Origin of the sequence: Embleya sp. NPDC059237 (genome assembly GCF_042754105.1) — a bacterium.
Lineage (GTDB): Bacteria > Actinomycetota > Actinomycetes > Streptomycetales > Streptomycetaceae > Embleya.
The window spans coordinates 70,798-87,916 of record NZ_JBHZAE010000014.1 but is presented as its reverse complement, the minus strand read 5'-3'; the positions used below and the strand labels follow the sequence as shown (position 1 = coordinate 87,916).

The 17,119-nt window shown below is 70.2% G+C and carries 16 protein-coding genes and 2 pseudogenes; 8 read left to right on the top strand and 10 right to left on the bottom strand.

The window, feature by feature from the left end; translation table 11 throughout:
• Positions 1-235 precede the first annotated feature (235 nt).
• Entirely contained in the window at positions 236-973 is a 738-nt protein-coding gene (locus ACFXKZ_RS35660; protein WP_380006275.1) for a S1 family peptidase, read from the top strand.
• A 70-nt stretch (positions 974-1,043) separates the two neighbouring features.
• Here the strand turns inward: ACFXKZ_RS35660 and ACFXKZ_RS35655 are convergent, their stop codons facing one another.
• Positions 1,044-1,424 (bottom strand): winged helix-turn-helix transcriptional regulator, encoded by a 381-nt coding sequence (locus ACFXKZ_RS35655; protein ID WP_380006271.1) that lies wholly within the window; start codon positions 1,422-1,424, stop codon positions 1,044-1,046.
• Between the two features lie 75 nt (positions 1,425-1,499).
• Between ACFXKZ_RS35655 and ACFXKZ_RS35650 the strand changes: the two genes are divergently transcribed.
• Positions 1,500-2,429, top strand: coding sequence for an NADP-dependent oxidoreductase (locus ACFXKZ_RS35650; protein WP_380006268.1), 930 nt, complete (start codon positions 1,500-1,502; stop codon positions 2,427-2,429).
• A gap of 361 nt (positions 2,430-2,790) precedes the next feature.
• Complete coding sequence (locus tag ACFXKZ_RS35645; protein ID WP_380006265.1) at positions 2,791-3,630, top strand: alpha/beta fold hydrolase; 840 nt, start codon at positions 2,791-2,793, stop codon at positions 3,628-3,630.
• Between the two features lie 34 nt (positions 3,631-3,664).
• Here ACFXKZ_RS35645 and ACFXKZ_RS35640 read toward each other — a convergent pair whose 3' ends face one another.
• Together ACFXKZ_RS35640 and ACFXKZ_RS35635 are read right to left on the bottom strand one after the other, a co-directional pair.
• Positions 3,665-4,312: an NAD(P)-dependent oxidoreductase gene (locus tag ACFXKZ_RS35640; RefSeq protein ID WP_380006263.1), complete on the bottom strand. Its 648-nt coding sequence runs from the start codon at positions 4,310-4,312 to the stop codon at positions 3,665-3,667.
• Between the two features lie 18 nt (positions 4,313-4,330).
• On the bottom strand, positions 4,331-5,824 hold the full coding sequence (locus ACFXKZ_RS35635; RefSeq protein ID WP_380006260.1) for an MFS transporter: 1,494 nt from the start codon (positions 5,822-5,824) through the stop codon (positions 4,331-4,333).
• A gap of 84 nt (positions 5,825-5,908) precedes the next feature.
• Between ACFXKZ_RS35635 and ACFXKZ_RS35630 the strand changes: the two genes are divergently transcribed.
• Complete coding sequence (locus ACFXKZ_RS35630) at positions 5,909-6,646, top strand: TetR/AcrR family transcriptional regulator C-terminal domain-containing protein (RefSeq protein WP_380006257.1); 738 nt, start codon at positions 5,909-5,911, stop codon at positions 6,644-6,646.
• 34 nt (positions 6,647-6,680) lie between these two features.
• Positions 6,681-7,154: a carboxymuconolactone decarboxylase family protein gene (locus tag ACFXKZ_RS35625; RefSeq protein ID WP_380006255.1), complete on the top strand. Its 474-nt coding sequence runs from the start codon at positions 6,681-6,683 to the stop codon at positions 7,152-7,154.
• 305 nt (positions 7,155-7,459) lie between these two features.
• Here ACFXKZ_RS35625 and ACFXKZ_RS35620 read toward each other — a convergent pair whose 3' ends face one another.
• Both ACFXKZ_RS35620 and ACFXKZ_RS35615 read right to left on the bottom strand, forming a co-directional pair.
• Positions 7,460-8,872 (bottom strand): erythromycin esterase family protein, encoded by a 1,413-nt coding sequence (locus ACFXKZ_RS35620; protein ID WP_380006253.1) that lies wholly within the window; start codon positions 8,870-8,872, stop codon positions 7,460-7,462.
• A gap of 308 nt (positions 8,873-9,180) precedes the next feature.
• Positions 9,181-9,327 (bottom strand): annotated as a pseudogene (locus ACFXKZ_RS35615) (zinc-binding dehydrogenase); the annotation flags it as partial.
• Here ACFXKZ_RS35615 and ACFXKZ_RS35610 point away from each other — a divergent pair.
• A pseudogene (locus tag ACFXKZ_RS35610) lies at positions 9,322-9,663 on the top strand (TetR family transcriptional regulator); the annotation flags it as partial. The pseudogenes ACFXKZ_RS35615 and ACFXKZ_RS35610 sit on opposite strands and share 6 nt — an antisense overlap.
• A gap of 112 nt (positions 9,664-9,775) precedes the next feature.
• Positions 9,776-10,318 carry an alpha-ketoglutarate-dependent dioxygenase AlkB gene (locus ACFXKZ_RS35605; RefSeq protein WP_380006250.1) on the top strand — a complete coding sequence of 181 codons (543 nt, stop codon included), beginning with the start codon at positions 9,776-9,778 and terminating at the stop codon, positions 10,316-10,318.
• Positions 10,319-10,341: 23 nt separating this feature from the next.
• Here the strand turns inward: ACFXKZ_RS35605 and ACFXKZ_RS35600 are convergent, their stop codons facing one another.
• Positions 10,342-11,106: an AraC family transcriptional regulator gene (locus ACFXKZ_RS35600; RefSeq protein ID WP_380006246.1), complete on the bottom strand. Its 765-nt coding sequence runs from the start codon at positions 11,104-11,106 to the stop codon at positions 10,342-10,344.
• A 92-nt stretch (positions 11,107-11,198) separates the two neighbouring features.
• On the opposite strand from ACFXKZ_RS35600, the gene ACFXKZ_RS35595 reads away from it, so the two are divergent.
• A complete protein-coding gene (locus ACFXKZ_RS35595) occupies positions 11,199-12,005 on the top strand; it encodes a sulfite exporter TauE/SafE family protein (protein ID WP_380006244.1) in 807 nt (268 codons plus the stop codon).
• Positions 12,006-12,030: 25 nt separating this feature from the next.
• Here the strand turns inward: ACFXKZ_RS35595 and ACFXKZ_RS35590 are convergent, their stop codons facing one another.
• From ACFXKZ_RS35590 to ACFXKZ_RS35575, 4 genes are all read right to left on the bottom strand, one after another.
• Positions 12,031-13,401 (bottom strand): glutamate-cysteine ligase family protein, encoded by a 1,371-nt coding sequence (locus ACFXKZ_RS35590; RefSeq protein ID WP_380006239.1) that lies wholly within the window; start codon positions 13,399-13,401, stop codon positions 12,031-12,033.
• A 204-nt stretch (positions 13,402-13,605) separates the two neighbouring features.
• Positions 13,606-14,781, bottom strand: a complete 1,176-nt coding sequence (metK, locus tag ACFXKZ_RS35585; protein WP_380006237.1) for a methionine adenosyltransferase — start codon at positions 14,779-14,781, stop codon at positions 13,606-13,608.
• Between the two features lie 156 nt (positions 14,782-14,937).
• A complete protein-coding gene (locus tag ACFXKZ_RS35580) occupies positions 14,938-15,987 on the bottom strand; it encodes a pyridoxal phosphate-dependent aminotransferase (protein WP_380006234.1) in 1,050 nt (349 codons plus the stop codon).
• A 35-nt stretch (positions 15,988-16,022) separates the two neighbouring features.
• Positions 16,023-17,102, bottom strand: coding sequence for an iron-containing redox enzyme family protein (locus ACFXKZ_RS35575; protein ID WP_380006232.1), 1,080 nt, complete (start codon positions 17,100-17,102; stop codon positions 16,023-16,025).
• Between the last annotated feature and the right edge of the window lie 17 nt (positions 17,103-17,119).

Below are 17,119 nucleotides of genomic sequence, written 5' to 3'. Positions count from 1 at the left end.
TGAGCACGGACATCGCGCTCCACAGGATCATCCGCATCCACGTCGAAGGACGCCATGACCGAAGCCACAACGACCGGATCGACGGAACTCCGGCCGACACCGGTGCGATTCTTTTCCTGGCCATAACATCACCAAAAGGGGAGATTGCTATTACCCGTGGAATCCGACGTTGGGGATCCTGGTGTCCCCTGTACCCCACGCGTGAGATATCGCGTGTCGTCGGAAACGAGGAACTTTGCGAATAACCAGGATCGTCCCCGCCCTCTTGGCCGCATTGCTCATGGTGCTCACCCTCGGCGCCACCGCCACCGCCTCCCCCGCTCCGGTCGAGGTTTCCAACGAGAACCCGTCGGCCGAAGGTCCCCGGCCGATCATCGGTGGCGGATACGCACAGAACGCCCCTTGGGCGGCCCGCCTGTTCTCCGCCGGCAGGCAGACCTGTACCTCGACCATCATCGCCCCCACCTGGATCCTGACTGCCAAACACTGCGTCAGCGGTGGGCAGTTGACGTTCCGGATCGGCAGCCTCGACCAGAGTTCCGGCGGCACCGTGGCCAACGGCGCCCAGACCTACACCAATCCGTCGGCGGACCTGGCTCTGGTACGCCTGGACCGCTCCGTCTCGGCGACCTACTCCCGGCTGGGCCAGCCCGGATCGGTGACGGTGGGTCAGAGCGTCCAGGTCTACGGCTGGGGCGCGACGTCCCGGTGCGGCCAGGAGATCAACTGCCAGTCGCAGTTCCTGAAAGTCGCCAACGTGACCGTCACCGGCGGTTGCCGCGACGCGTACAACGGCTCGGCGATCTGCGCCGGTTACGGCAACGGCATCACCGCGGGCGGCGATTCGGGTGGTCCGATGAACGCGAACGGCATTCAGGTCGGCGTCGCCTCCACCAGCGACCGACAGAGCACCACCGCGTACACGAACGTGACCGCGTACCGCACATGGATCCAGTCCGTCGCGGGCGTCTGACCGAATAGCCGTCGCCCCGATCCCGAACCCGCCTCCCCCGACTGACCCGAAGCCACGCTCTGACGGGGCCTCAGTCGCCGTGGGCGACGGGTTCGGGATCGGCGTCGAGCGCGTCGAGCACCGCGTCGCCGTGCGCCCTGGCCCACTCGGTCAGCATGTGGATCGGATCGATCAGCGTCGCCCCGAGCGGGGTCAACTCGTACTCGACCCGCGGCGGCACCTCGGCATGGGCGTGGCGTCGAACGAGCCCGTGTGCCTGGAGCCGTCGGAGCGTCTGGGTGAGCACCTTGCGGGAGATCCCACCGATCAGCCCGACCAACTCCCCATGACGCACCGGGCCCCTGCTCAGGCCGTAGAGCACGACCACCGTCCACTTGTCGGCGATCAACTCGACCGCCAGCCGCCCCGGACAGTCGGCGAGGAAGGGATCGCCGGCACCGAATCCGCTCATGGCCCCCAAGGTACCTGCCGGTACCCATCAAAAACCTAGCCTGGATCTCTCCCCCTTCCTCACATCAGGAGAGCCATGCGAGTCGTCACCCAACACACCCTCGGCGGCCCCGAGGTCCTCACCGTCGTGGACGCACCCGAACCCCGCCCGCTGCCGACCGAGGTCCTGGTCCGCGTCAAGGCCATCGGCCTGAACCCGCTGGAGGCGCGCCTGCGCGCGGGCGAGTTCCCGCTGCTCGGCCGGCCACCGTTCGTCCTGGGCTGGGACATCAGCGGGGTGGTCGAGGAGGGCCCGCTGACGTGGCGGTTCCGGCCCGGCGACGAGGTGTTCGGGATGCCCCTGTTCCCGCGCGCGGCGAACGCGTACGCCGAGGTGGTCGCCGCCCCGGCCCTGCACCTGGCCCACAAGCCGCCGTCGCTCTCGCACATCGAGGCCGCGGCACTGCCGATCGCCGGACTCACGGCCTGGCAGGGCCTCGTCGACCTCGCCGCCGTGACCGAGGGCCACCGCGTCCTGATCCACGGCGGAGGCGGCGGAGTCGGCCACATCGCGATCCAGATCGCCAAAGCACGCGGCGCACACGTGATCACCACCGCCGGCCCGAACAAGCGGAGCTTCGTCGAGGCGCTCGGCGCCGACGAGGTAATCGACTACACCACCGTCGACTTCACCAAGGCCGCCCGCGACATCGACGTCGTCCTGGACACGATCGGCGGCGACACCGCCGAACGCTCCCTCGCCGTTCTCCACCCGGGCGGGCGGCTCGTAACAGCGGTCGCCGAGGACGACCAACGCCTGATCGCCGCCTACGAAGCAGCCGGCATGCACTTCAGCGGCATCGCCGTCGACCCCGACCCCATCGCCCTACGCGGTCTCGTCGACCTGGTCAACCAGGGCAGACTCCAAGTCCACATCCAAAAGACCTTCCCCTTCGAAGACATCACGGAAGCCCACCGACACCTGGACACCGGCCACCTCCAAGGCAAACTCGTCCTCACCATCTGACGAAACCAGCCACCCGGGGCCGTGCCAAAAGCCGAACGCCCCGCGCCCCGAGGTCGGATCAAAACCCAATGCCCGAGCCCGACCCAACCGGGCCGCCGCACCCTCTCGGTGCCGGCGGCCCGGTTCCGGTCCAGCGCCGGGCTGCGACGTATACGACCACGCGCTACGGGCCGACCTTTGCGACCGATCGTGAACCGCACCGTCGCCGCGCCCGCGGCGCTTCACCCGGCCATTACGTGCACCGCCGCGTCAGGCCGTACATGCGTGAGCGATGAGTTTGGCCGACGGATCGGGTCTGCCCTGGTACAACCCGCAACATCGCTGACCACGCACCTCTCCCACGACATCTCCGGGTGAACCGATGACCACTGTGCATGCCAACGAAATCGCCATGGGCGTCGAGTCGTTCGGGGACGACGACGCACCGCTCGTCCTGCTTGCGGGCGGGACCACGATGCTGTCCTGGCCCGACGCGCTGTGCGAGCGCCTCGCCGCCGGCGGGCGCCGCGTGGTGCGCTACGACCTGCGCGACAGCGGGGAGTCGACGACGAAGGACCCGGAAGCGCCCGCCTACACGCTGCGCGACCTCGCCGCCGACGCGGCGGCCCTGGTCGACGCGCTCGGCGGCGGGCCCGCGCACCTCGGCGGGATCGGCGTCGGCGGGATGGTCGCCCAGGTAGCCGTACTCGACCATCCGGGCGCGTTCTCGGCGCTCACCCTGGTCGGCACCCGCGCGGTCGCCCCCGGCCCGGCCGACGACGACCTCCCCGAGCACGACCAGGCGACGATGGGCCGGCTGTTCGCGCGGGCGATGCCCGATTGGACCGACCGCGAGGCGGTCGCGGAATTCGCCGCCGCCGGCGCGGAGATCCTCGGCAACGACCCCGTCGCCGCGCGCACGATCGCCGCACGCATCTGGGACCGCACACCCAACACCACGCCCCCGGTCCAGATGGCCAACCAGATGGGCATGGTGTTCTCCAGGCTCGACTGCGCACCCCGCTGGCGCGAACGCCTGCCCGACATCGAGATCCCCACGCTCGTCGTCCACGGTCGCCGCGACCCGTTCTTCCCCCTCGCCAACAGCGAGGCAATCGCACACGAAATCCCCGAAGCACAACTGCTCATCCTCGACGCCGCCACCACGATCCCCAACACGGCGATCGCCAAGGTCACCGAGGCAATGCTCACGCTCGCGTAGGTGGTCGTGTTCGCCGGCTGTACCGCCTCGCGCGTTATTCGGCCAGGGTTGGGGCGGCGTGGGACCAGTGGTGTTCGTCGAGTTCGTGGGCTATGAAGCGGGCGAGGTCGGTGCGGGTCACCTTTCGGCCGCCCTTGGGGTTGCTCGCGTCGACGACGCGGTAGTTGCCGGTGGGGGGTTCGTCCTGCAACCGCGCGGGGCGGACGAAGGTCCAGTCGAGGGTGCTTCCGCGCACGATCGTTTCCATCAACCGCATGTCGTCGTACAACTCCCGAGCCAGGGGGGCGACGAGATTGCGATACCACCAAGGGAAGTTGGGGTCACGGTCATGCACTCCCCCCGACGTGACCGCGATCAACCGGGGTACGCCCGCCCCTTCCATCGCGGACACCAGCGCCCGCGCCGCGTCGGAGTAGAGCCCGTGTGCGTGCCGCCCCGGCGGGCCGATCGCGCAGACCACAATGTCGTGGCCCTCGACGGCGGCGCGTACGTCGGCGGCGTCGCGCACGTCGGCCCGCACGACGTTCGACTTCCCCGTACCGGGCGATTCCTCCGGGGATGGGGGCTGCCACCGGGCCGGGTCGCGCACCGCGGCGGTGACGTCGTGGCCCTGTCGCAGGGCCTCGCGGACGACGAGGTGCCCGGTACGGCCGTTGGCTCCGAAGACGATGACGTTGCTCATGACGGTGTCCTCACGTGATCAATGGGTCGAAGGGGTTGCAGGAGTCGCAGGAGTCGAAGGGGCCGAAGTGGGTTGCTCGTCGCGTGCACGTGGCAGTAGGAACACCAGGCCCGCGCCGACCAGACAGGTCGCCGTGACCACCAGCGCACCGATCACCAGACCGTGCGCTCCCGTCTCCGGAGCGCCGGCGTCGTGCGCGGCGAAGTACACCGTGCCCAACACCGCCACACCCAGGGCCGTGGAAAGTTGTTGGAGTGCGTTGAGCGTTCCCGACGCGCTGCCCGTCTCGGCGGGTTCGGCCGCCGCCAGGATCGACCGGACCAGCGTGCCGGACACCAGGCCCACCCCCAGGCCCACGACCAGGGTCGGTATCGACAGCGCCCAGACCGCGGACCCCGACCCGGCCACCGCCGCCAGGCCGAGCGTGCCGAGCGCCTCGACCCCGAGCCCCAGATGCAGGAGCGAGCGGCCGAGCCGGGCGGACACCGCCGGGGCGAAGAGCGAGGCGAGCCCGATACCCACCGCGAGCGGCGACAGGTGGAGCGCGGTTCCCCACGCGGACCGACCGAGATCGAGCTGGAAGTGCAGGGACAGGACGAGCAGCAGTCCGCCGAGGCCGGTGAAGAACGCCGCGGTGACCGCAAGGCCCCCGACGAACGCGGGTTTGCGCAGCAGGCTCGGCACCAGGACCGGCGAGCGGCTGGTGCGTTGACGTCGGCCGAAGGCGGCGAAGGCCGCGATGCCGGCGGCGATCTCCGCGAACGTCCACCACGGCCAACCCGCCTCCCGCCCCTGGATCAGCGGGTGCACGACGAGCGCGGACCCCATCGCGACCAGGAGCGCGCCCGGCGGGTCGATCCGCACGAGCGGGTCCCCACGGTCGGCCGGCATCCACCGCAGCGCCCCGACCACGGCGAGCGCGCCGAGCGGAAGGTTGATCAGGAAGATCAGCCGCCAGTCGAGTCCGGCCGGGTCGAGCGCGATGAGGCCGCCCGCGAGGACGGGGCCGCCGACGCCGGCAAGCGCCATCACCGGCCCGAACGTCGCGAACGCGCGGCCGCGTTCGCGTTCGTCGAACACCGAGGTCAGGACACCGAAGCCCTGCGGGATCATCAGCGCGCCGAGCGCACCCTGCACCACCCGAGCCGCCACCAGCACGGTCGGCGAAGGCGCCGCCGCGCACACCGCGGAGGCCGCGGTGAACCCGGCGGCGCCCAGGACGAACAACCGCCGCCGACCCCACCGATCACCCAGCCGCCCGCCGACGATCAGCAGGACGCCGAAGGCGAGCGTGTACCCGGCGGTGAGCCACTGCATCATCGCCGCACCACCACCCAGCCCGGCGCGCACCGACGGGGCGGCCACGTTCATCACGGTCGCGTCCAGCAGATCCAGCGCCTGGGCGAGCAGCACCACCGCCAGGATCCGCCACCGACGCGGATGGGCGCGCGGCGGCGCCGTACGAACGGCCGACGTCGACGCCGAAGCCGACGTCGAAGCGGGAACGGTCACAGGTCTCCCTCTCACGCTTAACAAACACTGTTCGTCAAGCAGAATGCCCTTAACGAACAGCATTCGTCAAGGTAGGCTCAGACCATGCCGCAAGCCCGCTCACGCTCCCGCCCCTCGAAATCCATGCTCGGCCTGGACGCCGTGCTGGCCGCGACCATCGCGCTGGTCGACGAGCTGGGCTGCGAAGCGGTGAGCCTGCGGCGCGTCGCCCAGGCCCTGGAGACCGGCCCCGCCTCGCTCTACGTGTACGTCCGCGATCGGCAGGAGCTGATGGCGCTCGTCCTCGACCACGCGGTGGCCGACGTGGTCGTGCCCGACGAGGGCGCCGGGGACTGGCGTACCCGCCTCGAACTGCTCGTCGCACGCATCGTCGCGGCCCTGGCCGGCCACAACGACATCGCCTCCGTCGGCCTGCGGGACGCCCTCCCCGGCCCGCACGGCCTGCGCCTGACCGAGGAGATGGCGCGCCTGCTCCGGGCGGGCGGACTCGACGACGACGCCTGCTCCTGGGCCATCGACCTGCTCGGCCAGTACGTCTACTCGACCGCCCTGGAGAACACCGGCGCCGGCGCCGACCCGCCCACGCCCGAGACGTTCACCGCCCGACTCGACGCGACCTTCCGGACGTTGCCCGCCGACCGATACCCCACCCTGCGATCCCTGACCCCGAGCCTCACCGGCGGCAACCAGGACGCCAGGGCCGCCTGGAAACTCCGCGTGATCATCGACGGCCTCCTCGCCCAACCCCCGCACGCATCGCTCGACCGAGAGACGCACGTCACACCCGCTCCTGTCACAAGCCGCCAAGGCCCCTTGTCTTAGAGGGGCAACAGCGGACAACAACAAGGAGCGCACCATGAACGCCCGTCTGAACTTCATGACCAGCCCCGTCGCGGCCAAGGCCATGAAGCACCTCATCGCGGCCGGCAAAGCGCTCGCGGACTCGACGGTGCCGGCCGCGACGCGGGAACTGGTGATGCTCCGCGCCAGTCAGATCAACGGCTGCGCGGGATGCATCGACATGCACACCAAGGACGCCGCCCACGCCGGGGAAAGCTCGGTACGGCTGAACCTGGTCGTGGCCTGGCGGGAGGCCACCGTGTTCACCGATGCCGAACGCGCCGCCCTGGAACTGGCCGAACAGGGCACCCGCATCGCCGACGCGGCGGGCGGCGTCCCGGACGAGGTCTGGGCGAACGCCGCCAAGTACTACGACGAGGACCAACTCGCCGACCTGGTCGCCCAGATCGCCGTCATCAACGCCTTCAACCGCGGCAATGTCATGGTCGGGACGCCCGCCGGCGACTACCGGCCCGGGCAACTCGGGTGACCTGAGACCTTCCGCGTCCTGCGCACACCCCGCACCAGGGGAGGCGAGCACCCGAGCCGCCTCCCCTGGCCACCTTCAGGCCCGCCCGTTGCGAGGCAGCGCCGGGGCGCGAGCACGCTCGCCGGCACGCCGGCCGTGACGATCATCGCTCGGGATACGGACCGTACGCACCGATCGGCAGGTACGGTCCGCTGAACTCCCACTCCACATCCGTCGGTTGCTCTCGAAGTCACAACACGACGATCCACCGGATCGGGACCGCCTCGACGACGGATCCCAGGGTTGATGGCAACCCGATACACGGCCTAGTCGAGCATGTCGGCCGCGTTCACTTGCCGGAGGTGGATCACCACGTCGTGTGTCTTCGCGAGTTGGATCTGCGGGGCGTCCGCGATCCCGGGGTAGGTGGCGCCGATGTTCTTGATGGTGTGCGGCTCGGCAAGCCAGGTGCGGGCTTCGCCGGGGGCGTTGCGCAGGTCGACCACGAAGTCGCGGTAGCGCACCCGGTCGAGGGTGTACTCGGCGGTGCCGGGTGCGGCCGGGCCGACGGCGAAGCGGTGGATGCCGCCGTCCTGGCCGAAGGCGTTGAACGAGCCCTGGTCGAAGGTGAGTCCGACGCTCAGGTAGCCGTTGCCCAATTGCTCGCGGAGGAAGGCGCCCTGGACCTTCGGGTGAGTGGCGGGGGCGTAGGTGTTCAGGGCGACATGGGTGTTGTGGGCGGCGAGCATGATCTTGTTGCCGGTGTGCCGCTGCCACCAGACGACGTTGTCCGCCATGCTCCGGTCGCGGTAGGTCATGGCTTCGGGAATGCTTCGGGGGTCGTCCCAGTCGAAGGCGTACAGCGTGGTCATCTGGTTGATCGCGGTGGCGTGTTGAACGGCCCAGGCCTGCGCGTCGGCGTCGCTGCCCGTACCGGGCCGTTGCCTGAGCAACTCCACCGCCCGGCCCGTCCGCTCGGCGATCGCCTTACGTTCGGCGATCGGCTTGGACAGGTACTCGTTGATGTACGTGTCGACGTCGGTGGCGGGCCGCAGGCCCCGATACAACTCGGTGAGCTGCGGAACCAGTTCGGGGCGGGCCGCAGCCGCGTAGGCGCCGACCTTGTCGTACAGCTCGGCACCGGCGAACCCGTTGTCGTCGCCGACGAAGCGAACCGGGTCCTTCGGGTGCTTGACGTTGTACGCGCGCATCCACTGAAGCAGATCACGGTACTCGGCGTTGTTCCACAACCGGTAGGAGCCCTGGAACTCCTCGTCCATGATCTTCTTCAGGTCGCCCTCGCCACGCACGACGTAGGCGTCGAGCCGCAGTCCGGTGCTCCACGCGGCTTCGAGGGTGAAGGCCCGAAAACCCTTCTCCTCGACCAGGTACCGCAGGACCCGGTGCTTGACGGTGAGGAACTCGTGCGAGCTGTGGGTGGCCTCGCCCAGGCCCACCACTCGGGCGTCGCCGACCATGCGGCCGAACGGACGCAGATCAGCCAGGCCGCCGCGTGGCTCGGTGGTGCGCAGCGGGTGGGCCACCCGGCCCAGGGCCGCCTCGGGGGAGCGAAACGCCGCGGCCGCGGCGTCCTCCGGGCCGGCGGGCGTGGCGGCGTCGGCGGAGACCGACGCGGTGGCCGGAGAATTGGCGTCGGTCGACGATCCCGCATATGCGGTGCCGATCCCGCCGGCGGTCGCACCCACGCACAGCACGAGGGGCACGAAGGTACGCAGCACTTGCCTGACTGCCCGCGAATGCGGGTGAATCCGTTGATCGGACGGGCGGTCGGGGAGGGCACGCGGTACACGCGGCGTTGCGTTTGGCATGGCGCCCAGGCTAGGAACCCGGGCTTTCGGCGCACATCGTCCGCCGGTCCGAGGACCGGAGTCCTCCTTCGACTCGTCCGATCGGTACTCAGGTCCGGGGTCGGACGGCAAGTCCGAACTCACGTACCCGGTGCTGGAGTTCGCGTGCGGAGCGTGGTCGATGATCCGGCTCGACGCCCTCGGTCGGAGCTCCCGCCGATCTCGACGGGAAACGCGCCTTAGGGGATCGTGAGTACGATCTTGCCCCGGATGTGCCCCCGGGCGGCGCGTTCGTGCGCTGTCCGGGCGTCCGCGAGGGTGAACGTGCTGTCGATCGCGACGCGGATCGTGCCCGCGTCGAAAAGGCGGCCACACTCGCCGAGACGTCGAACCCGCCCGACGAAGCCCTCGTCTCGTGGGTACGCGATTGCGTCGCGTGGACGACCGAGTATCGGGGCGTGACCGTACTGATGGCAGCCGCCATCGCGGACACCGAATCCGCGCTCCACGCCTCGTGCGTCACCCTGCGCGCGGCCGGCGCGCGGCTCCTCGCCCGCGCCCAGGCCGCGGGCACGGCGCGCGGCGACCTCGACGGCGACGACCTGTTCGCGCTGATGGCCATGCTCGCCTGGCTGGGCGACCAACCCGCACCCACCCCACGCGCCGCTCACCTCTTCGACGTCATCGCCGGCGCAATCCTGACCGACACAGGCAATACGTGACGTGCGGGGGTTAAACCAGGCGCGCGTAAGACCAATGAGCACTACATTCCCGGTAGTCGCGATCCGATGGGCCGTCGACATCGGCCAGGACGTGACGTGACGTGGAGAATCGATGCCACCGCCACCTCTCGACATCCGCTACCACCCGGGTGCGCTCGTCGATCCCGATACCGACCTTGCCCGGGTCCTGGCCGAGGTCACCTGGGACGAAGACATGCGGGCGCGCCGGACCGCCTGCTTCGGCGTGCCGTACGACTACTCCGGACGGCGGCACGATGTCGCACCCATGCCCCCGCGGATCGCCGCGATCGGCGCCCGCGCCGGCTCACACGCCGGTCATCCCTTCGACAACTGCCTGGCGAACCTGTACGAGACCGGCGACAACACCATGGGCTTCCACCGGGACTCCTACGACGGTCTCACCCCCGGCAGCGCGATCGCGATCGTCTCCCTCGGCGCGACGCGCCGCCTCGCCTTCCGCAGCCTCGACCGCAACCACCGCCACGAACTCGCCCTCGTGCACGGCTCGTTGCTGCTCATGACCGCCGTGACCCAACGCGGCTGGACCCACGCCGTCCCCCGGGAACCCGCGGCCAGCCCTCGCGTCAGTCTCACCTTCCGCCACTTCGAGCCGCACCTCCCCGCGAACACATAGCGAGCCGCGGCATCCGACCGACGTCACGCCGGTCCATACGCGGTCGGTGGGCGGCCGAGAAGGTTCCTGAACGCCGCCGTGAAAGCGGCGGGATTCTCGTAGCCGAGTGTGGTCGCGACCCGGGAGACCGGAACCCCCGCCGCCAGGGGCCGCAGGGAGTGCAGGACGCAGGCGCGCTGTCGCCATTGGGTGAAGCTCAAGCCCGTGCCGCCACGAAACAGACGACTGAGCGTGCGTTCACTCACGTTGAGCGCGGTCGCCCAGCGAGCCTGCGGGTCGTGGATGTCGGGCTCGCGGAGAAACGCGTCGCACAATCGGCGCAGCCCCGGGTCCGAGGGCAGCGGCACATCGAGCGGAAGCGGTGTGAGGTTTCTGATCTCGTGCAGGAGCAGTTCGATGACGACGGCGTCGCGACCGTGGTCGGGATAACGGGGTTCCATGTCGACGGCGACGAGGATGAGCTCCCGCAGCAGCGCGGAGACGTCGACGACGCGGCAGCGCGTGGGAAACCACGGGACGGCGCTCGGCTCGATGTACAGGCTGCGCGTGGAGACCCCCGTCATGGTGACCTGATGAGCGGTCAGGGGCGGGATGAGCACCGCACGGTCGGCGGGAACGGTCCAGGTGCCGTCGATCGTCTCCACCTGCATGACGCCGGTGACGGCGTACAGGAACTGGGTGCGCCGATGCTCGTGGAACGGGAGCAGGTGGTCGTGGGGATAGTCCGTGCCGACGGCCAGCACGGCACGGTCGAGGTCGTCCACCTCCGCGACGGGGATGTTGCGCATACGGCGAAGCTACCCCCTCCTGTCCGCTGCGCGTAAGAACATGGCGAACGATCGATTGCCCGCCGGCTACGGACGCCCGTAGCGTTCCGGCAGTGCCGACCCTTTTCCTTGTCCTCTTCCTGTTCGGCTGCCTGACCGGCGTCACGACGGTGCTCTTCGGTTTCGGCGGCGGGTTCATCACCGTCCCGGTCGTCTACGGCTTCCGGACCGTCACGGCCGATTCCGGCGCCGATGCGATGCATGTCGCGGTGGCGACGTCGACGGCGGTCATGCTCGTGAACGCGCTGACCGCCACCCTGGTACAACTGCGCGCCGGGCGGCTCCGCCGGGAGTACATGTGGCCGCTGACCGCCTTCGTCGCGATCGGCGCCGGCCTCGGATCCCTCGCAGCCACCCGGGTCGAAGGCCCGCAGCTGCACCTCCTCTTCGCCGCCTATCTGGCCGTGACGATCATCGACAGCCTGGTGCGAAAGGGATTCCTCGTACCCGCACACGCGGCACAACCGGCGGCCCTCGGACGGCTCACCACCACATTCGGCGGAGCCGGAATAGGCGCGGTCGCCGCGTGCCTGGGAGTGGGCGGAAGCGTCATGACGGTCCCGCTCCTGCGGCGCAGAGGCCTCCCCATGGCCGATGCGGCAGCGATGGCAAACCCACTGAGCCTTCCCGTCGCCGCGGTCGGAAGCATCGTCTACGCGCTCGCCGCCACCTCCTCGACACACGCGGGCCGAGTCGGCTACGTCGACCTGCTCTCCTCCGCGGCCCTGCTCAGCGGCTCGCTACCTACGATCGCCCTGGTGAAGCGCCTCGGCCGCCACGTCCCGGACCGCGTCCACTCCATCGCCTACATCGCCCTACTCGTCATCGTTCTCCTCGCGATGATCACCACCGGAAGCTGAACCGAACCCGCATCCCGCGCCGGCGTCATCCCGCGCTCGGGATCCGGTGGGTCTCGACGTAGTTCGCCGGGAAGGCGATGGGGTCTCGGTGCCACTGGGCGAGGGTGCGGTGGGCGAAAGTCTCGCCCGTCGCGGCGACCGCTTCGAGCGGCTCCAGGTACGACAGTGTCTCGGCACGTTCGAGGCCGGCTTCGACACGGGCGCGCAGCCCCGTCCTGCTCAGACGGAGCAGTTCGGCCGCCGTTTCGCGCACGGGGCGGCCGGCCAGGGTCGCCTGCATGCCGCGCCGGGCGATGTCGTCGAGGGCCACGAGGTGCTGCTCGGCGGTGATGTCGCGCAGCAACTCCCATACGGCCGCGCGCGTGGGCGCGTGGTAGGTCAATCCGCTCCAGAACGCGGGTACCGCGGCGAGGTCCGCGTAGGGGAGCCCGTCCACCGCGCGCAGTTCCAGGGTGTCGCGCAGCCGCACGTCCGGGAAGATCTGCGACAGATGGTCGCGCCAGTCCCGCAGTCCCGGCCGGGTGCCGTCCTCGAAGCCCTCGGCCAGCAGGGTGCGGAACGGCACGGGGGGCACGCGCTTGCGGCTTCCGTCCGGCATGCCCCGGTGCATCATCGGCAGGCCCAGGGCCCAGTCGATGAAGAGGTCGACGGTGAAGTCCTCCCGCAGCGTCACGGGAACGACGCGGGTGCGAATCGGGTCGGCACGACTCCAGAAGCGCATCCGGCGCGACAACAGTCCGCTCGGCTTTCCGGCGTCCATCGGCGCGTTGACGAACAGCGCGGCCGCCGGCGTGGAGGCCGCGGCCTGGACCCGGAGTTTGTCCGCGAGATCGTCGGGCGAGGTGAAGTCGAACGACACCTGCGTCGACACGATCATGGACATGATCCGCGGACCCCACTCCCCTTCCCGCCCCAGGCTCGCGAAGTGGTCGCGCATCAGCGACGTACGCGAGTGCGGCATCCACCGCACGTCCTCGAAGGCCGTACACGGGTACTGCGCGCCCGGCACGAGAGCGAAACCGAATCGGTCCGCGACGGCGGCGAGCCGTTCCAGGGTCGTGCGCACGACCCTCATCAGGTCCGCGACACACGCCGCGGGAGCCGACGAATACTCCACGGCCCCGCCGTGCTCCAGGGAGACCTGGCCACCGTCGGGCAGCCGGACACCGACGAGCGTGCCGTAGTCGTGGACGGCTTCGTTGCCGGGCTCGGCCGCGAGCCGGGCGAGGTAGGCCCCGATTCCGGTCTCGCCCTCGTACGGAATCGCCTCCGCCGTACGCGGGTTCAGCGCGGCCGACTCGATCTCGATGCCGACCAGCTCGTCCTGTTTGTCCTGCTCGAACACGCTGCGCAGTTCGGCCGGTGAAAGCACGTGTGCCGCGGATGCGATGGACATGGAACACACCTTGGATTCAATGGAGCACGACGAAGCGTCGCGCGTTGGGTCAAAAGCCGACCACCGCGGAAGCGGCCGACCGTCGCGACGCGGCTGACAGCCTTCCACAACGCGGGGCGCCGGCGGCCGGGCATACGCGGACATACACCCGACCGCAGTACCCGGCCACCCGGCTCGTACGGCGACCGCCGACCACCGGCCGCGTCATCCGGTGCGGTCGAAACGCTCCCGTATCTCCGGTACCAATCCTGTCCGGTCCCAGGTGAAGTCCTGGTCGGGACGGCCGTAGTGGCCGTAGGTGGCGGTCGGCCGGAACCGTGCCGTGCGCAGTTCCAGGCGTTCGATCACCGCCTCCACCCGCAGGTCCACGAGGGCCGGCAGCGCCTGGGCCACCTCCGCCGCGTCCACGACGCCGGTACCGGCGAAATCCACGTTCACCCATACGGGTGTGGGATGCCCGATGGCGTACCCGAGCCCGACCCGGCAGCGCCGGGCCAGTCCCGCCGCGACCAGGTTGGTCGCCAGGTATCTGGCCACATAGGCGCCCGAACGGTCGACCTTGGTGGCGTCCTTGCCCGAACAGCAGCCACCGCCGTGTCGCACCAGACCGCCGTAGGAGTCCACCATGAGTTTGCGCCCCGTGAGCCCGGCGTCGGCGGACGGCCCGCCCACCACGAACGTGCCCGCCGGGTTCACGTAGATCCGGTCGGGACGCACACCACGGTCCCGCAGCGCGGGCACGACGAGCTTTTCGGTCACCGTCTCGGTCAGATCAGCCGGCGAGAGCGCCTGCGGGTGTTGCGCCGAGACCACGACCACGGCTCGGAGCGTCTCCTCCCCGACGGTCGCCGGTTCGCCGGACAACTGGACCTGGACCTTGCCGTCCGGTCCCAGGAGCCGGGCGCCGTCGTCGTCGCGAGTGCCGGCGACCCGGCGGGCGATGTCGTGCGCGAGAACACAGCCCAGGGGCATGTGTTCGGGTGTCTCGTCGGTCGCGTAGCCGTAGACGATGCCCGAATCGCCCGCCCCACCCAGGTCGACGCGGTGGGCGATCTCGGGTGACTGGCGGTCCAACAACAGCTGTATCCCACTGGTGTTCGCACTCAGGCCGTGCCGCGCCGGCTCGTGGTAGCCGACGTCCGCCAGCACGCCGCGGACCACGGCCTCGACGTCCACATCGGCGGTGGAGGTGATCTGTCCGGTGACCACCACGACGCCCCGGGTGACCAGTACTTCGCAGTTGACGCGGGCGCGGGGATCCGCGGCGACATACGCGTCCAGCACGCTGTCCGACACCTGGTCGGCGACCTTGTCCGGGTGGCCGGGGCATACCGATTCGGCGATCTGCTCCGCCGCCGGTTCGGAGGGTGACAGGGACACGGGTTCTCCTTCACAGAGGGCTGTTCGGGACGGCTGTGCCGAAAGCGCTGTTCGCAGAGAGCTGTTCCGAGAGGGCTGTGCCGAAGGCGCTGTTCGCAGGGAACGATTCCAAGAGGGCCGAGCACAAAAAGCGGTTCGGGGAGGGCCGTTCGCGCGCTAGGGAGCAGCCGCCGCAACCCGCTCCTCCGAACACCGCGCGATCGCGTCGAGCACCCTCGCCCGCTGACCGGCCGGCCCGATGGTGATCCGCAGGCAGCCCGCCAGGTCGGGGACCTTCAGGTGGCGGACGAAGATCCCCCGCGCCGCGAGCGCCTCGGCGAGGTGTTCGCCCGTCGCCGGATCGGTCGGCCGCACGGTGACGAAGTTGGTCGTTCCGGGCAGCACACTCAGGCCCAGTCGGCCCAGGGCGGCCGTGTAGTGCGCTCGCCCCTCCGCGGTCCGCTCGACGACACGCGCCAGGTGCGCCTCGGCGTCGAGCGAGGCCAGCGCCGCCGCCTCGGCCACCCGGCCCACCACGTAGTGCTCGGCACCGCGGGCCAGAGCGTCGAGCAGCGACCGGTCCCCGACCGCGTACCCGATCCGCAGCCCGGCCAGGGCATACGCCTTGGAGAACGTCCGCAGCCACAACATCCGTGTGCCCGTGACCTGTCGAGCGCTCAACTGCTCGGCCGGACTCTGGTACTCGGCGTAGGCACCGTCGACCACGAGCAGCGTCGCCGCCGGCAGAGCCCGGGCCAGGGCCGACACCGCCGCCGCGCCGTGCGAACCGCCGCCGGGGTTGTCGGGATCCGCGAGGTAGACGACATCGGCACGGCACTCGTGCGCGCGCCGCGCCAGCGCCCGCAGGTCTGGCGCGTCCGCCCGGTAGGGCACCGCGTGCACGTCGGATCCGGCGGCCCGGGCGAAGTAGCCGAATGTCGGATAGGTGGACTCGCTGGTCACCGCCGTCCGGCCGGCGCCGAGGAATGCCCGCGTCGTCATGGCGAGAAGCCCGTCCACACCCGGGCCCACCATGACGGTGTCCCGGTCGGTCCGCAGCCCGGCGGCCAGCCGTTCGCGCAGCGCGAAGTGCTCGCAGTCGGGATACCGATGCGCCTGGGCGGCCGCGGTGTGGATCGCCCGGATCACCTCGGCCGACGGGCCGAACTCGTTCTCGTTGGTGCTCAATCGTTCGCGGGCGCGCAGACCCGTGGCCCGTTCCGTCATCTCCAGCGACGGAAACGGATTCTCCGCCGCCGGGCTCACGGGTTCGGCTCGGCGGCCGGCCCCACCCCGAGCAGTGTGGCGAGGTACTCGTTGTATCGGCGCATGGCGAGCATCCGAAGCGCTCCGCCCGTGATCAACTCGATGCCGGCCTCGGGTTCGGCCTCGACGATCGGCAGTACGACTCCGTCCAGCCACTCGGGCCCGTGCTCCGCGTCGCCCTCCACGTGGTTGTGGAAGAACTCGAAGTCCTCCGCCGCGCCGTAGCCGTGCCGTTCCAGGCCGCGGATCACCGAGGCGTCGCGGTCCACGTCGAACAGTTCCGGCATGGCCAGGCTGCCCAGCGCCTTGAAGTGGTTCCGGCGGTTGCAGGCCAGCACGAAGTACAGGTTGTGCCCGGCGTAGGGACGCCAGTCCTCCCACGGCGGCACGGTCGGCAGGGTCAGTCCGAGGGTCTGCAGGCTGCGGGTGAACTGGAGGGTGTGCGCCCGGTGTCGTTCGCCCGCGCCGCACTCGTCCCACAGATGACGGCTGATCTCGTGCTTGACCGTCTCCATGAAGTGCGGCTGGGCCAGGACCAGCGCGTCGAAGAAGCGGTAGTTGAGATATCCGTCGGCCCGGATGAACAGGGCCAACTGGTCGATCGTGGCCCGCTCTTCCAGACAGGTCTCCACGAGGCGGTCGAGTTCGTTGCGTTCCTTGGCCTCGGTGACGAACCAGTCCCGCACGAAGTCGGGACTGGCGGCGTCCTGCGGGGACGGCAGCCGGTCCTGGATCTCGGCCGTGTCCGCACGCAGCACCTCGTCCTCGTACAGCAGGCGGAACGCGTTGAACCAGGCCGTGCGTTCGTGCACGGCGATGCCCAGCGGGTGGCCGAGCAGCCCCTCGTACACGGTGTACGCGCTGCGGTGTACGTCGAGCAGGGCCGCCGCGTCGCCGTGGCTGCGCCCGCGTTCCTGGGCTTCGCCGAGTGCGGCCAGCAGGCGACGACGACCGGCGTCGAGTTCGAGCGGTTCGACCGCACCGTCCAGGGCGGCGTTGAGCAGGCTCTCCACCGAGCCCTCCGGAACGTCCGCGGCCGGCCGCCGCACACCTTCGCGCGGCGGAATCCGTTCCATACCCGGGTCCTCGACCA

Coding starts and splice junctions, on each gene's coding strand:
- ACFXKZ_RS35590 (WP_380006239.1), bottom strand. CDS start 13,401: ATGTCCATCGCATCCGCGGCACACGTGCTTTCACCGGCCGAACTGCGC.
- ACFXKZ_RS35580 (WP_380006234.1), bottom strand. CDS start 15,987: ATGACGGAACGGGCCACGGGTCTGCGCGCCCGCGAACGATTGAGCACC.
- ACFXKZ_RS35640 (WP_380006263.1), bottom strand. CDS start 4,312: ATGAGCAACGTCATCGTCTTCGGAGCCAACGGCCGTACCGGGCACCTC.
- ACFXKZ_RS35630 (WP_380006257.1), top strand. CDS start 5,909: ATGCCGCAAGCCCGCTCACGCTCCCGCCCCTCGAAATCCATGCTCGGC.
- ACFXKZ_RS35575 (WP_380006232.1), bottom strand. CDS start 17,102: ATGGAACGGATTCCGCCGCGCGAAGGTGTGCGGCGGCCGGCCGCGGAC.
- ACFXKZ_RS35605 (WP_380006250.1), top strand. CDS start 9,776: ATGCCACCGCCACCTCTCGACATCCGCTACCACCCGGGTGCGCTCGTC.
- ACFXKZ_RS35625 (WP_380006255.1), top strand. CDS start 6,681: ATGAACGCCCGTCTGAACTTCATGACCAGCCCCGTCGCGGCCAAGGCC.
- ACFXKZ_RS35655 (WP_380006271.1), bottom strand. CDS start 1,424: ATGAGCGGATTCGGTGCCGGCGATCCCTTCCTCGCCGACTGTCCGGGG.
- ACFXKZ_RS35645 (WP_380006265.1), top strand. CDS start 2,791: ATGACCACTGTGCATGCCAACGAAATCGCCATGGGCGTCGAGTCGTTC.
- ACFXKZ_RS35600 (WP_380006246.1), bottom strand. CDS start 11,106: ATGCGCAACATCCCCGTCGCGGAGGTGGACGACCTCGACCGTGCCGTG.
- ACFXKZ_RS35650 (WP_380006268.1), top strand. CDS start 1,500: ATGCGAGTCGTCACCCAACACACCCTCGGCGGCCCCGAGGTCCTCACC.